This is a genomic window from Streptomyces ureilyticus, assembly GCF_011045025.1.
GTDB classification, from domain to species: domain Bacteria; phylum Actinomycetota; class Actinomycetes; order Streptomycetales; family Streptomycetaceae; genus Streptomyces; species Streptomyces ureilyticus.
Window position 1 is genome coordinate 14,683 of the sequence record NZ_JAAKZX010000039.1, and the last position, 13,641, is coordinate 28,323.

The window sequence follows — 13,641 nt, forward strand, 5'->3', positions numbered from 1 at the left end:
GGGGGCGTAGGTCTGACGTCTCCAGGTTATGCGGACCCGGACCCTCGGCCGTACGCGCCCGGATACGCCGGAGGGCCCGGCACCGAGACGAACTCGGTGCCGGGCCCTCCGGACGGCGCCTTTCAGCGACGTACGCCCGAGATTTACGCCTCGAACACCTCCCGAACCAGCTGCTCCTGCTCCTGCTCGTGGCGCTTCTTCGAGCCGACCGCCGGGGACGAGCCGTGCGGGCGGGAGATACGGCGCAGGCGCTCGCCGTGCGGGATGTCCGCGCCGACCGCCAGGTCCAGGTGGTCGATCAGGTTGAGGGCGATGAACGGCCAGGCGCCCTGGTTCGCCGGCTCCTCCTGGGCCCACAGGTACTTCTCGGCGTTCGGGTACTTGGAGATCTCCGCCTGGAGCTCGGCACCCGGCAGCGGGTACAGGCGCTCGATGCGGATGATCGCCGTGTCCGTCGCACCGCGCTTCTGCCGCTCGGCCTCCAGCTCGTAGTAGAGCTTGCCTGCGCAGAAGACGACCCTGCGGACCGTGGCCGGGTCGGCCGACGTGTCGCCGATGACCGGGCGGAAGCCGCCCGTCGTGAACTCCTCCGCCTTGGAGGCCGCGGCCTTGAGGCGCAGCATCCACTTCGGGGTGAAGACGACCAGCGGCTTGTGGTGCGGGTTGTGGACCTGCCAGCGCAGCAGGTGGAAGTAGTTCGACGGGAGGGTCGGCATGGCGACCGTCATGTTGTTCTGGGCGCAGAGCTGGAGGAAGCGCTCCGGGCGGGCCGAGGAGTGGTCCGGGCCCTGGCCCTCGTAGCCGTGGGGGAGGAGCAGCGTGACGCCGGACGTCTGGGCCCACTTCTGCTCCGCCGACGAGATGAACTCGTCCACGACCGTCTGGGCGCCGTTGACGAAGTCGCCGAACTGCGCCTCCCACAGGACCAGCGCCTCGGGACGGGCCAGGGAGTAGCCGTACTCGAAGCCCATGACCGCGTACTCGGAGAGCAGCGAGTCGTAGACGTTGTAGCGCGCCTGGTCGCTCGAGAGGTACTGGAGCGGGGTGTAGTCCTCGCCCGTGTTCTGGTCCACCAGGACCGCGTGGCGCTGGCCGAACGTGCCGCGGCGGGAGTCCTGGCCCGACAGACGGACCGGGGTGCCCTCCATCAGCAGTGAGCCGAAGGCCAGGGTCTCGCCCATGCCCCAGTCGATCGTGCCGTCCTCGATCATCGCCGCGCGGCGCTGCATCTGCGGCATCAGACGCGGGTGGACGGTGATGTGGTCGGGGATGTTGACCTGCGACTCCGCGACCCGCTTCACGACCTCCTGGGAGACCGCGGTGTCCACATGGACCGGGAACTCCGCCTCCGGCTGCGGGACGTGCACCTCGGCGGGAGCCTGGGCGGCCTCGCGGACCTCCGTGAAGACCTTCTCCAGCTGGCCCTGGAAGTCCTGCAGCGCCTGCTCGGCCTCTTCCAGCGTGATGTCGCCGCGACCGATGAGGGACTCGGTGTAGAGCTTGCGCACCGAGCGCTTCTTGTCGATCAGGCTGTACATCTGCGGGTTCGTGAACGACGGGTTGTCGGTCTCGTTGTGACCGCGGCGGCGGTAGCAGATGAGGTCGATGACGACGTCCTTGTTGAACGCCTGCCGGAACTCGAAGGCCAGGCGCGCGACGCGGACGACGGCCTCGGGGTCGTCACCGTTCACGTGGAAGATCGGTGCCTCGATCATCCGGGCCACGTCGGTGGAGTACATCGACGAGCGCGCGGACTCCGGCGGAGCCGTGAAGCCGACCTGGTTGTTGATGATGATGTGGACCGAGCCGCCGGTGCGGTAGCCGCGCAGCTGCGACATGTTCAGGGTCTCGGCCACGACGCCCTGGCCCGCGAAGGCCGCGTCGCCGTGCAGGGCGATCGGCAGGACCGTGAAGTCCGTGCCGCCCTTGCCGATGATGTCCTGCTTGGCGCGGGCGATGCCCTCCAGGATCGGGTCGACCGCCTCCAGGTGCGAGGGGTTGGCGGCCAGCGAGACCTTGATCTGCTCGCCGTCCAGGCCCGTGAACGTGCCCTCGGCGCCCAGGTGGTACTTCACGTCACCGGAGCCGTGCATCGACTTCGGGTCGAGGTTGCCCTCGAACTCGCGGAAGATCTGCGCGTACGACTTCCCGACGATGTTGGCGAGGACGTTCAGCCGGCCGCGGTGGGCCATGCCGATGACGACCTCGTCCAGGCGGGACTCGGCGGCGCTGTCGATGACCGCGTCGAGGAGCGGGATGACGGACTCGCCGCCCTCGAGCGAGAACCGCTTCTGGCCGACGTACTTCGTCTGCAGGAAGGTCTCGAACGCCTCCGCCGCGTTCAGCCGGCGCAGGATGCGCAGCTGCTCCTCGCGCTCCGGCTTGGTGTGGCCGCGCTCGACGCGGTCCTGGATCCACTTGCGCTGCTTCGGGTCCTGGATGTGCATGAACTCGACGCCGGTGGTGCGGCAGTACGAGTCGCGCAGGACGCCGAGGATGCTGCGCAGCTTCATCATCGACTTGCCGGCGAAGCCGCCGACCGCGAACTCGCGCTCCAGGTCCCACAGGGTGAGCCCGTGCTCGGTGATGTCCAGGTCGGGGTGCTTGCGCTGCTTGTACTCCAGCGGGTCGGTGTCGGCCATGACATGGCCGCGGACCCGGTAGGAGTGGATCAGCTCGAAGACGCGGGCGGCCTTCGTGACGTCGTCGTCGTGCGAGGCGTCGATGTCCTTGAGCCAGCGGACCGGCTCGTACGGGATCCGCAGGGCCTCGAAGATCTCGTCGTAGAAGCCGTTCTCACCGAGGAGGAGGTTCGCGACGATGCGGAGGAACTCGCCGGAGGCGGCGCCCTGGATGACCCGGTGGTCGTACGTCGACGTCAGGGTCATGACCTTGGAGATGCCCAGCTTGTTGAGCGTGTCCTGGGACGTGCCCTGGAACTCCGCCGGGTAGTCCATCGAGCCGACGCCCATGATGACCGACTGGCCGGGCATCAGACGGGGCACGGAGTGGACGGTGCCGAGGCCGCCGGGGTTGGTCAGGGAGACCGTGACGCCGGAGAAGTCGTCCATCGTCAGCTTGCCGTCGCGGGCGCGGCGGACGATGTCCTCGTAGGCCTGCCAGAACTCGAAGAAGTTCAGCGTCTCGGCCTTCTTGATGCCGGCGACGACGAGCTGACGGTCGCCGTTCGGCTTCACCAGGTCGATCGCGAGGCCGAAGTTGACGTGCTCCGGCTTGACCAGGGTCGGCTTGCCGTCCTTCTCGGCGTAGTGGTAGTTCATCGACGGCATGGCCTTGAGGGCCTGCACCATCGCGTAGCCGATGAGGTGGGTGAAGGAGATCTTCCCGCCCCGGGCGCGCTTGAGGTGGTTGTTGATGACGATGCGGTTGTCGAAGAGCAGCTTCACCGGGACCGCGCGCACGGACGTGGCCGTGGGCAGCTCCAGGGAGGCGTTCATGTTCTTCGCCACGGCCGCGGCGGGGCCGCGCAGCGGTACGAACTCGGGGCCGCCCGCTGCCTCGGCCGCGGGCGCGGCCTTGGCGGGCGCGGCCTTCGCGGCGGCCGGCTTGGCGGCGGCCGCGGGCTTGGCCGGAGCCGGAGCCGGAGCCGGGGCCTGAGCGGGGGCGGCGGCCGCGGGCTTCGGCGCCGCGGGGGCGGCAGGAGCCGGAGCGGCCTGGGCCGGAGCCTGGCCGTCGGCGGAGGCCGGGGCGGCAGGAGCCGCGGCGGGCGCGGACTGAGCGGTCGTGGAGGTGGTCCCTGCGGCCCCCGCGGCCGCAGTACGCGACGTGGCCGAGGCGGCGACGCCACCCGGCTTGTAGTCGGCGAAGAAGTCCCACCAGGCGCGGTCTACCGAATTCGGGTCCTGGAGGTACTGCTGATAGATCTCGTCGACGAGCCACTCGTTCGGACCGAAGGCGGCGGCCGGGTTCTTCCCGGCCTTCCCTGCTTGGTCGTCTGTGGAGATGCTCGAGTTACTGGGGGACTGTGGCGACACGGCGGCAACCGCCCTCTTCCGCTTCACAAGGTGATGGACAGCGGGAATTAAGGCTACGCCTCCATGGCCGGTGCATGCAGGCCGGGCGGGTTGATCGTCATGTAAGTCACATCGAAACGCGTGTTTCGGTGCTGGAAATGGCGGGAAACAAGCGCGGTTGCCCTGTGGATGCCCCGCGGAATCCGTGCATCTCGCCCTGATCTTCCGGCTCGGACTCGAACGCCACGTCAGCCTTGAGCGGAGGCAGCCCCGGAAGAGTGACCTTGATCCGGCAGCCACGCTGGGATTCGGCCACCCCGATCCGGCCGCCGTGCAGATCGACCGCCCAACGCGCGATCGCCAGCCCCAGACCCGTACCGCCGTCGCTGCCCGGACCGTGCGGTGCGGCGACTCCGCCGCGGTTGAAACGCTCGAAGACCCGGTGCCACTCCGACTGCGGAATCCCGGGACCCTCGTCCAGCACCTCCAGATCGAGCGACTCCGGATACTCCCCGCGCCGTGCCTTCACGGTCACGCGGCCGTGCGGCGGGCTGTGCTTGACCGCGTTGTCGATGAGGTTGGCGACGACCTGGTGGATCCGCTCCGGGTCGGCGTGCGCGGTCAGCTCGGGCGGCGACACGTCCAGGTGCAGATGCACATCCGTACGCGTGTGAGTGCCCGACCCCGAGGAGATGCCCCCGCGCGCGGAGACCACCATGTTGGCCTCCTTCAGTACGCCCGACAGGTACGGCCACACCTCGAAGCGGCGCTTGCGCAGCGGTACGACGCCGTTGTCCAGCCGGGACAGGTCGAGCAGCGTGTCCACCAGGCGACCGAGGCGCTCGGTCTGCTTCAGCGCCGTACGCATCGTTTCGGGATCGGCGGCCGACACCCCGTCCACGACGTTCTCCAGGACCGCGCGCAGTCCGGCGATCGGCGTACGCAGCTCGTGCGAGACGTTCGCGACCAGCTCCTTGCGCTGGCGGTCCTGGGCTTCGAGGTCGTCGGCCATGCGGTTGATCGTCTGGGCCAGGTCGCCCAGTTCGTCGCGGCGGTCGGCGCCCTTGACCCGGCTCGTGTAGTCGCCGTGCGAGATGTTCCGGGCGACGGTGTTCATCTCGTCCAGGGGAGACGTCAGCGAGTGCGCCACGAACTGCGTGATCAGCAAGGTCGCGATCATCGAGAAGACGGTGATGAAGCGCAGCTCGGTCTCCGTGCGCACCGCGATCATCATCAGCACGGTGGTGATGAAGACCGAGACGACGACCAGAGCGCCGAGCTTCGTCTTGATCGAGAAGGGGCGTACGCCCACCCAGAGGCTCGCGCTCCAGCCGCTCGCCGCCTTCTTGCGCGTCTCGTCGGCCTCGCTCATGGCAACAGCCTCCTCAGAGGGTCAGGCTCGTCAGACTCAAGGAGTGGGGGTCTCCAGCGCGTAGCCGACGCCGTGCACCGTACGGATCCGCTCGGCGCCGATCTTCCGGCGCAGGGCCTTGATGTGGCTGTCCACGGTACGGGTGCCGGAGGCGTCCGCCCAGTCCCACACCTCGGCGAGCAGCTGCTCGCGGGAGAGCACCGCACGCGGCGTATTGGCCAGGCAGACCAGCAGATCGAACTCGGTGGGCGTCAGATGGACGTCCTCGCTGCGCACCCGCACCCGCCGCTGCGCGTGGTCGATCTCCAGCTCGCCCAGGCGCAGGATGCCGGAGCGAGGCGTCGACGCGGCGACCACGGCGCGCTCCACGCGGCGCAGCAGCACATGGACGCGTGCGGCCAGCTCGCGCATGGAGAAAGGCTTCGTCATGTAGTCGTCGGCGCCCACGCCGAGCCCCACGAGCATGTCCGTCTCGTCGTCGCGTGCCGTCAGCATCATCACCGGCACCGGGCGCTGCGCCTGCACGCGGCGGCAGACCTCCAGGCCGTCGAAGCCCGGCAGCATGATGTCGAGGATCAGCAGATCGGGCTGCCAGGCCTCGGCCGTGTCGACGGCGGCCGGTCCGTCACCGGCGGTTTGTACGAGAAATCCCTCGGCACGCAAGCGGGCGGCGATGGCGTCCACGATCGTCGGATCGTCCTCGACCACCAGCACCCGGCGCTGTGCGCCCGGCGTCGCTGCCGAGCCGTTCTGCGAGGTGTGTGTCTGCTCCATCGCCCGCCCCTGAAGTGTGCTTTCCGGAATCGTGGGGGTGATTCCATGACTGCGCTTGACGCTTGAATGATCTGCGTCAGGTCAGCAGAGTACGGGCAGTGACCACCGCTCGGCTATCCAGGCCCGACAGCGAGATGTACGACGTCCGGAACGCCCCGGGCAACCGGGATCTCTTCGGTACGCACCTGCCGGAACCCGGCATTCCTCAACCTTCCCTCGAAATCAGACGAGGGCTGGGCCGACCACACGGCCAGTACCCCTCCTGGCCTCAACACCCTTGCGCATGCGGCGAGTCCGGCCGCCGAATAGAGGCTTTCGTTGCCCTCCGTCACGGTCCATCCGGGCCCGTTGTCGATGTCCAGGCACAGAGCGTCGTACGTGGCGGATGTCTCATCGACATAACCGACGAAATCGTCTTCGAGAATCTTGGTACGCGGATCCGCGAGCGCCGCGGCCGAGATGTCCGACAACGGCCCGTCCAGATGCCAGTCGATGACGGCCCGCTCCCGCTCGACCACCGCGATACGCCCCCATCGTGGATCGGCGGCCGCATGCGCGAGCGAGAACCCGACGCCGAGCCCGCCGATCAGCACACTCGGCTCGCGGCGCCCGTCCAGGGCATCGCGAGCGGCGTCGACGAGCAGCCGCTCGGACCTCCCGTCCGATGTGTCCATCAGGAAGCACCCGTTGGCGATGATCTGCAGCAGCTCGCCGTGGCGCCGCAGCACGACTTCGCCGTACGGGCCGTTGCGGCGGTCTATGACTACGGGGCTGTCGTACGCGGTGGTCATGTGCCCATCTTGGCAAGTCGCTCCGGGGGAGTGCAGCCGGTGCTCAGGGGTGCGCGGCGGGCGCGTGCGGCGTCATGTGTTGCAGGAGGGTGGCGAGTTGAGGGCGGTGCGTGTGGGGTACGGCGGTGGGGGCGTCGCTTTCGCGGAGGGCGAGGGTGAGGGCGGTGCCGTCCGGGCGCGGCAGGTGAGCCAGGTGCCGCGCGCCAGGTCAGCCGGTGGGGCGGAGATCGGAGACGAGCCGGAAGCGTTCCAGGACGGCGGGCGTCGTGTCGTCCACGGTGAAGCCGGGGTCCTCCAGCACCGCGCGCATCTCCTCGCTGCGCCAGAACCGCTCGTGGCCGGCCCGCCACTCGGCCACGCTGGTGTAGCCCTCACCTTCGTCCACCGCGTGGGCGAGATCCACCTGCGCCAGCGGGACGACGCGGACGCCGGTCACCTCGATGACACCGACCGGCCGGTCGTCGGAGTCGACGACCACGGAACGGCTCCCGACCTCCGGGAGGGGCTCCCCTTCCTGCTCGTACTCCACGAGAAGTTCCGCCGTGGACGTCTTGGAGCCGTCGAGGATCGCCGCGACAAGCCGGTCGCGCAGCGGGCCGGGGAAGGCGAACTCGGCTTTGGGTAACGATGCGAGGTCTTCGGGTGAGGCCGAGTCGGTCGTCATGGGGTGACGGTAGTCCGTAGCGTGCAGTCATGGCCGAACATGCGGAGCGCCCGCTGCTCTTCCTGGACGTCGATGGAACCCTCCTGCCCTATGGGGGAGCGCGTCTTCCCTCGGCCCTCGAGGACTGGGACGGCTGGCAGGACGTATCGAATCCTCAGCTGGCGAAGATCGACCTCACGCACGGTCCGCGGTTGCTGGCGCTGTCCTGCACCTTGGTGTGGGCCACGGCCTGGATGGACGATGCCAACGAGGTGATAGCGCCGCTGCTCGGGCTGCCCGAGCTGCCGGTGGCGGACCTGCCGGACGCGCCGGAGGAGGACGAGGCAGGAGTGCTGCACTGGAAGACCCGAGCCCTCGTCCAGGCTGCGGCGGGACGCCCGTTCATCTGGGTCGACGACGAGATGACCGATCTCGATCGCGCCTGGGTGTCAACGCACCACCCAGGGCCAGCACTTCTCCATCGCGTCGATTCCACGATCGGCCTCGTTGCTACGGACTTCGCGGTACTCGACGAGTGGCTGAGCGGGCGTCAGTGACAGCCCCGGGCGCCTCAGGCCAGCTCTCGTGGCCCGTAGACGGCGTGGTCGGCGCCCGTGGCAAGTGCCCAGTATCGGTCGCCGTAGGACCAATGCCACCACTCGGTCGGGTAGTTGACGAGGCCCACCGCGGTCAGGGTCTCGGTGAGGAGCTGACGGTTGGCTCGCGCTTCCGGGCCGATGTTGGGCGCGGCGGTGTAGCAGGCGCCCTCGCTCTCCTCCGGGTTGGCGTTCACCCGTGTTCCCATGTCGAGCTCCTGGCCGTCGGCGGTGACGAGGGTGAGGTCGACGGCGGCGCCTGCGCTGTGCGGGGCGATCTCCGGTGGAGACACGTATCGGCTTGCGGCAGCACGGAGTTGTTCCGGAGTCCAGTCGGGGTTGTTGCTCCGAAGTTCGTCGGCGTACCCCTCGAAGTACGAACGCTGCAGGGCGGGTGGCCGGTAACCCTCGACGAACAGCAGACGGACGCCGTCCGGCAACAGCTTTTGTGCGTCGAGGAGCCGGGTCAGGACCCCTTCCCGCAGGTGAGCGAAGGCCCCAGAGGCATCATTTCTGCGAGCGTCGATGTCGATGGGGAAAGCCTCGTGGAGCCGGACATCGAGGAGCGGTTCGCCGCAGTCCACCACGGGTATGGCTGCGATCTTCGGGTCTGACATCAAAACGATCTCGGGCATGGACCGATCATGGCGTAACGACTCCCGGCGTCAGCCCAATCCTCTGCCTGGTCCGACGTCACGCGTCCCGGTCGGCTTCCCGAGCCGTACGTTCCAGGCGGCTTCGATAGTCCGCCCACCATGCCGCTTCGCCCGGCGGCAGGCTGTCGTTGCCCTTGTTCATCCCCGCGATGCCGTCTATGAGTTCCCGGACGATATCGGCGTGCCCCGCGTGCCGGTGCGTCTCAGCGATCACGCGTACGACGGCATGATGCAACGTCACCTCGTCCCTGCCGTCGGGCCACCACGGGACCCTTCCGATCGTGTCCAGCGCCAGGGCATCGAGCGTCGCGTCCGCGTGTGCCCACGCCCGCCGGTAGAACCCAACGATGTACTCGCGTGACTCGTCGGCGGTGGCCCACATGTCCGCGTTGGTCTCAGCGCCGTCCTCGATCCAGGGCAGCGGCTCGCTGCAGGGACGTCCGAAGGTGGCGCCGAGGTAGCCCAGCTCCATGGTGGCCACGTGTTTGACCAGGCCCAGGATGTTGGTACCGGTCGGCGTCAGGGGGCGGCGGGCGTCGTACTCCGAGAGTCCTTCGAGCTTCCACAGCAGGGCATCGCGGGCGGACTGCAAGTAGAAGTGCAGGTCGGCCTTGGGATCCGGATCCGGTGCGGTCATGGGGTCAGTCTGCCGCTCGGGTGATCAATGGTCACCGGTTTTGTTCACCGCTGAGTCGTCTGTGATCGCTGACAGCGAACGGCCCTCGGCGACGGGAACATTCCACAATCCCTGTGCATTGAGTCTGCATAACTCAACTTGACTGCCATAGGGGAGACCATGACTTCGACGTCCACACCGCTCACCCTGCCCGTGCTGCCGCTCGACGACGAGGTCGTGCTGCCCGGGATGGTGGTGCCCCTGGACCTGAACGATGCCGATGTACGAGCCGCGGTGGAGGCCGCGCAGGCCGCCGCACGGTCCAGTGGAAGCAGCAAGCCGAAGGTGCTGCTTGTTCCACGGATCGACGGGACGTACGTGAGCACGGGTGTGCTCGGGACCGTCGAGCAGGTCGGCAGGCTGGCCGACGGTGACCCGGGTGCGCTGATCCGCGGGCGTGGGCGGGTGAAGATCGGGGCCGGGACCACCGGGCCCGGCGCCGCGCTGTGGGTCGAGGGGACCAGGCTCGACGAGAGCGTGCCCGATCCGCTGCCCGGTCAATTGGCCGACCTCGTCAAGGAGTACAAGGCCCTCGCCACCAGCTGGCTGCGCAAGCGCGGTGCCTGGCAGGTGGTCGACCGGGTGCAGGCGATCGACGACGTGTCCGCCCTGGCCGACAACTCCGGGTACTCGCCCTTCCTGACCACCGCACAGAAGGTCGAGCTCCTCGAAACCGCCGACCCCGCCGCCCGGCTGAAGATCGCCACCGAGCAGCTCCGCGAGCACCTCGCCGAGCAGGATGTCGCCGAGTCCATCGCCAAGGACGTACAGGAAGGCGTCGACAAGCAGCAGCGCGAGTTCCTGCTGCGACGGCAACTCGAGGCCGTACGCAAGGAGTTGCGCGAGCTGAACGGTGAGCAGGACGGCGAGGAGTCCGACGACTACCGGGCCCGCGTCGAGGCCGCCGATCTGCCCGAGAAGGTCCGCGAGGCCGCCCTCAAGGAGGTCGACAAGCTGGAGCGGTCGAGCGACCAGTCGCCCGAGGGGTCGTGGATCCGGACCTGGCTCGACACCGTCCTCGAGCTGCCCTGGAACGAGCGCACGCAGGACGAGTACGACATTCAGGGCGCCCAGGCGGTGCTGGATGCCGAGCACGCCGGACTTGAGGACGTGAAGGAGCGGATCACCGAGTACCTGGCGGTACGCAAGCGGCGCAACGACCGCGGGCTGGGTGTGGTCGGCGGGCGCCGCGGCGGGGCCGTGCTCGCGCTCGTCGGGCCTCCCGGTGTCGGCAAGACCAGCCTCGGCGAGTCCGTCGCGCACGCGATGGGGCGCAAGTTCGTACGGGTCGCCCTCGGCGGCGTACGCGACGAGGCCGAGATCCGCGGTCACCGGCGTACGTACGTGGGCGCGCTGCCCGGTCGTATCGTCCGCGCCATCAAGGAGGCCGGGTCCATGAACCCGGTCGTGCTCCTGGACGAGATCGACAAGGTCGGCTCCGACTTCCGGGGCGACCCCGCCGCCGCCCTGCTCGAAGTCCTCGACCCCGCCCAGAACCACACCTTCCGCGACCACTACCTGGAGGTCGAACTCGACCTGAGCGACGTGGTGTTCCTGGCCACGGCCAACGTCCTGGAAGCCATTCCGGAGGCACTGCTCGACCGGATGGAGCTCGTACGGCTCGACGGCTACACCGAGGACGAGAAGGTCGTCATCGCCAGGGACCATCTGCTGCCGCGGCAGTTGGAGCGGGCCGGGCTGGAAGAGGCCGAAGTCGCCCTCGACGAGAGCGCGTTGCGCAAGCTCGCCGGTGAGTACACGCGGGAAGCGGGTGTACGGAACCTGGAGCGGGCCATCGCACGGCTGCTCCGCAAGGTCGCCGCGCAGCACGAACTCGGCGAGCGGAAGCTGCCGTTCACCGTCGGCGAGGGCGATCTGCGCGGGCTGATAGGCCGGCCGCACCATGTGCCCGAGTCCGCCCAGGACCCGGCCGAGCGCCGTACGGCCGTTCCCGGTGTCGCCACCGGACTCGCGGTCACCGGCGCGGGTGGTGATGTGCTGTACGTGGAGGCGTCGCTGGCCGATCCCGAGACGGGTGCCTCCGGTCTGACCCTCACTGGTCAGCTCGGCGACGTGATGAAGGAGTCCGCGCAGATCGCGCTCTCCTTCCTCCGCTCGCACGGCGCCGAACTCGAGCTGCCCGTGGGCGACTTGAAGGACCGGGGCGTACACATCCACTTCCCGGCGGGCGCCGTCCCCAAGGACGGACCGAGCGCGGGCGTCACGATGACGACGGCTCTCGCCTCGCTGCTGAGCGGACGGCTCGTCCGTACGGATGTGGCGATGACCGGTGAGGTCTCGTTGACCGGGCGGGTGCTGCCCATCGGTGGCGTCAAGCAGAAGCTGCTGGCCGCGCATCGGGCCGGTGTCAACACCGTCATCATTCCCAAGCGGAACGAGGCCGATCTGGACGATGTGCCCGCCGAGGTTCTGTCGAAGCTCGACGTGCACGCCGTCACGGATGTTCGGCAGGTGCTGGAGCTGGCGTTGTCGCCTGCCGCGAGCGGGGCGGCGGCGGAGGAGGTTCCGGTGGCGGCGTGACGGACGCCACCGGGAGGTGAGAAGGCCCGGGTTCCCTTGCGGGGCCCGGGTCTTCGCGTACGTCCGGGAAATACCCCCGGAGCTGCGGGAATGACTAAGCTTCGGCCAACTTTCAGGATCGGGCGAGCAGAGTCAGGGGCCGATGTGGGTGAGGGTGGAAACGGTGAGGGGCAGCCGTTGCGGGCGGGGCAGGGTGTGGATCAGGAATTCCTGGCCCTGGAGCGGGAGTTGACCGTTCTGCTGCGGCGCGCGCGGGCCTCTTCCGGGGAGATGGCCCGGGAGGTTCACCCCGATCTGGAGTCCGCCGCGTACGGACTGCTCGCACGCCTGGATGAGCGCAGCGGTCAGCGTGCCACCGAGCTCGCCGCCTTCATCGGCGTCGGCAAGGCCACCATGTCCCGGCAGCTGAGGGCTCTCGAAGAGCTGGGCCTCATCGCCCGCGAGCCCGACCCCGCCGACGGCCGCGCCTGGCTCGTCCACCTGACGGATGAGGGCCGGGCCCGGTTCCGTACGGTGCGGGATGCGCGGCGGGCGCGCTACGTGCGGCAGCTCGCGAACTGGGACCGTAAGGAAGTCGCTGAACTGGCCCGGCTGCTTCACCAGTTGAACCGGAGAAGTGAGGGCTGAACTCCGGGGGAGTGCAGGCGGAGTGCAGGTGGCGAGCAGGTGGATCAAAACTCCACGTACACCACCGTCGCGTCATCATGCGCCTTGGCCCGCCCCAGGAACTCCCGCTCCGTATCGGCCCGTTCGAGTGCCCGCACCCGGTCCACAAGCGCCTGCGCCCCCTCCTTCCGCACCAGCGTGACGAGGTCCGCCCAGTCGCCCTGCCGGAACTTCTCGACCCAGCGCGTGGCGCCGTCCGTCAGCGCGGTGAGCGTGCGGACTTCGGTGCGCGGGAGCGTGCCGGTCACCGCGCGGGCCGCCACCGACCGGTCCGCGGCGGCGGTGAAGAAGCCGCCCTCCTTGTTGCGGATCGTCGCGTCGGTGATCGCGTGTGTGGCCAGGGAGGCGCGGGGGACGCGAGCGAGGCGGTCGTCGAGGAGGGGGGTGACCGTGCCGGAAGGGGACTCGGCGAGGAGGGCGGAGTCGGAGAGGACCAGGTACTCGATCTCGTGCGCGGACCAGCGGGCGAGGACCACAGTTGCCTGAGGGGTTCGTGGGTGAGAAAGGTCACAGGTGGCGCGATGGGCGTCTGCGGTGCGTGAGATGGCCTGGGCCAGCACCTCGGCGAGGGTGAGATCTCGCCGTGAAGCGGACAGTTCGCTCAGCGCTCCGCCGAGCCGTGCCGTGAACCACGGGACCGAGTGCCGGCATCCCACTTCGGTCGCCGGTGGAGTCACTCCGTCAAGCACGACAAGTGAACCGCCCTGACCGGAGGCGGGGAGTCCGGCCGCTGCGTAGTCCTCGTTCGGGCGGGCAGGATCACCGGGGACCGAGATCAGTTCCGTGCGCATTCGGCCAGTCTGCACGAGCCCTTCACAAGCTTCGTCAAAGGCTGGCAATCGTCGCCGAATTGGCGCGGAGTAGCAGGTCACCCGCCTGAAATGAGGCGGAATAATCGGCTCCGCCGGAGCACGGCGGCGCATCTTGCCACCGGCTGCCGCGGGAGTCCACC

Annotated in this window: 11 protein-coding genes; 3 read left to right on the forward strand and 8 right to left on the reverse strand. The window is 68.9% G+C overall.

The features are described from left to right. Nucleotides 1–143: 143 nt before the first annotated feature. From G6048_RS15095 to G6048_RS15115, 5 genes are all read right to left on the reverse strand, one after another. Nucleotides 144–3,995, reverse strand: a complete 3,852-nt coding sequence (locus tag G6048_RS15095) for a multifunctional oxoglutarate decarboxylase/oxoglutarate dehydrogenase thiamine pyrophosphate-binding subunit/dihydrolipoyllysine-residue succinyltransferase subunit (RefSeq protein WP_165340042.1) — start codon at nt 3,993–3,995, stop codon at nt 144–146. Nucleotides 3,996–4,101: 106 nt separating this feature from the next. Continuing rightward, nucleotides 4,102–5,346, reverse strand: coding sequence for a HAMP domain-containing sensor histidine kinase (locus G6048_RS15100; RefSeq protein WP_235989860.1), 1,245 nt, complete (start codon nt 5,344–5,346; stop codon nt 4,102–4,104). A 36-nt stretch (nt 5,347–5,382) separates the two neighbouring features. Beyond that, the gene (locus tag G6048_RS15105; RefSeq protein WP_165340043.1) at nt 5,383–6,120 is read right to left on the reverse strand and encodes a response regulator transcription factor; all 738 of its coding nucleotides are present in this window, start codon (nt 6,118–6,120) and stop codon (nt 5,383–5,385) included. Nucleotides 6,121–6,233: 113 nt separating this feature from the next. After that, nucleotides 6,234–6,911 (reverse strand): spermidine synthase family protein, encoded by a 678-nt coding sequence (locus G6048_RS15110; RefSeq protein ID WP_165340044.1) that lies wholly within the window; start codon nt 6,909–6,911, stop codon nt 6,234–6,236. Between the two features lie 208 nt (nt 6,912–7,119). Then, nucleotides 7,120–7,575 carry an ASCH domain-containing protein gene (locus tag G6048_RS15115; RefSeq protein ID WP_165340045.1) on the reverse strand — a complete coding sequence of 152 codons (456 nt, stop codon included), beginning with the start codon at nt 7,573–7,575 and terminating at the stop codon, nt 7,120–7,122. Nucleotides 7,576–7,604: 29 nt separating this feature from the next. Between G6048_RS15115 and G6048_RS15120 the strand changes: the two genes are divergently transcribed. Next, nucleotides 7,605–8,111, forward strand: coding sequence for an HAD domain-containing protein (locus G6048_RS15120; protein WP_165340046.1), 507 nt, complete (start codon nt 7,605–7,607; stop codon nt 8,109–8,111). A 14-nt stretch (nt 8,112–8,125) separates the two neighbouring features. On the opposite strand, the gene G6048_RS15125 is transcribed toward G6048_RS15120, so the two are convergent. Then, nucleotides 8,126–8,785, reverse strand: a complete 660-nt coding sequence (locus tag G6048_RS15125; RefSeq protein ID WP_165340047.1) for a M15 family metallopeptidase — start codon at nt 8,783–8,785, stop codon at nt 8,126–8,128. Nucleotides 8,786–8,843: 58 nt separating this feature from the next. Continuing rightward, nucleotides 8,844–9,443, reverse strand: coding sequence for a DinB family protein (locus G6048_RS15130; RefSeq protein ID WP_165340048.1), 600 nt, complete (start codon nt 9,441–9,443; stop codon nt 8,844–8,846). A gap of 159 nt (nt 9,444–9,602) precedes the next feature. Between G6048_RS15130 and lon the strand changes: the two genes are divergently transcribed. Both lon and G6048_RS15140 read left to right on the forward strand, forming a co-directional pair. Continuing rightward, complete coding sequence (lon, locus tag G6048_RS15135; RefSeq protein WP_165340049.1) at nt 9,603–12,023, forward strand: endopeptidase La; 2,421 nt, start codon at nt 9,603–9,605, stop codon at nt 12,021–12,023. 90 nt (nt 12,024–12,113) lie between these two features. After that, complete coding sequence (locus G6048_RS15140) at nt 12,114–12,650, forward strand: MarR family winged helix-turn-helix transcriptional regulator (protein WP_165340050.1); 537 nt, start codon at nt 12,114–12,116, stop codon at nt 12,648–12,650. A gap of 44 nt (nt 12,651–12,694) precedes the next feature. On the opposite strand, the gene G6048_RS15145 is transcribed toward G6048_RS15140, so the two are convergent. Continuing rightward, the gene (locus tag G6048_RS15145) at nt 12,695–13,480 is read right to left on the reverse strand and encodes a protein phosphatase 2C domain-containing protein (RefSeq protein ID WP_165340051.1); all 786 of its coding nucleotides are present in this window, start codon (nt 13,478–13,480) and stop codon (nt 12,695–12,697) included. Between the last annotated feature and the right edge of the window lie 161 nt (nt 13,481–13,641).

Coding starts and splice junctions, on each gene's coding strand:
- G6048_RS15120 (WP_165340046.1), top strand. CDS start 7,605: ATGGCCGAACATGCGGAGCGCCCGCTGCTCTTCCTGGACGTCGATGGA.
- G6048_RS15110 (WP_165340044.1), bottom strand. CDS start 6,911: ATGACCACCGCGTACGACAGCCCCGTAGTCATAGACCGCCGCAACGGC.
- G6048_RS15100 (WP_235989860.1), bottom strand. CDS start 5,346: ATGAGCGAGGCCGACGAGACGCGCAAGAAGGCGGCGAGCGGCTGGAGC.
- G6048_RS15140 (WP_165340050.1), top strand. CDS start 12,114: ATGACTAAGCTTCGGCCAACTTTCAGGATCGGGCGAGCAGAGTCAGGG.
- G6048_RS15105 (WP_165340043.1), bottom strand. CDS start 6,120: ATGGAGCAGACACACACCTCGCAGAACGGCTCGGCAGCGACGCCGGGC.
- lon (WP_165340049.1), top strand. CDS start 9,603: ATGACTTCGACGTCCACACCGCTCACCCTGCCCGTGCTGCCGCTCGAC.
- G6048_RS15130 (WP_165340048.1), bottom strand. CDS start 9,443: ATGACCGCACCGGATCCGGATCCCAAGGCCGACCTGCACTTCTACTTG.
- G6048_RS15125 (WP_165340047.1), bottom strand. CDS start 8,785: ATGCCCGAGATCGTTTTGATGTCAGACCCGAAGATCGCAGCCATACCC.
- G6048_RS15145 (WP_165340051.1), bottom strand. CDS start 13,480: ATGCGCACGGAACTGATCTCGGTCCCCGGTGATCCTGCCCGCCCGAAC.
- G6048_RS15115 (WP_165340045.1), bottom strand. CDS start 7,575: ATGACGACCGACTCGGCCTCACCCGAAGACCTCGCATCGTTACCCAAA.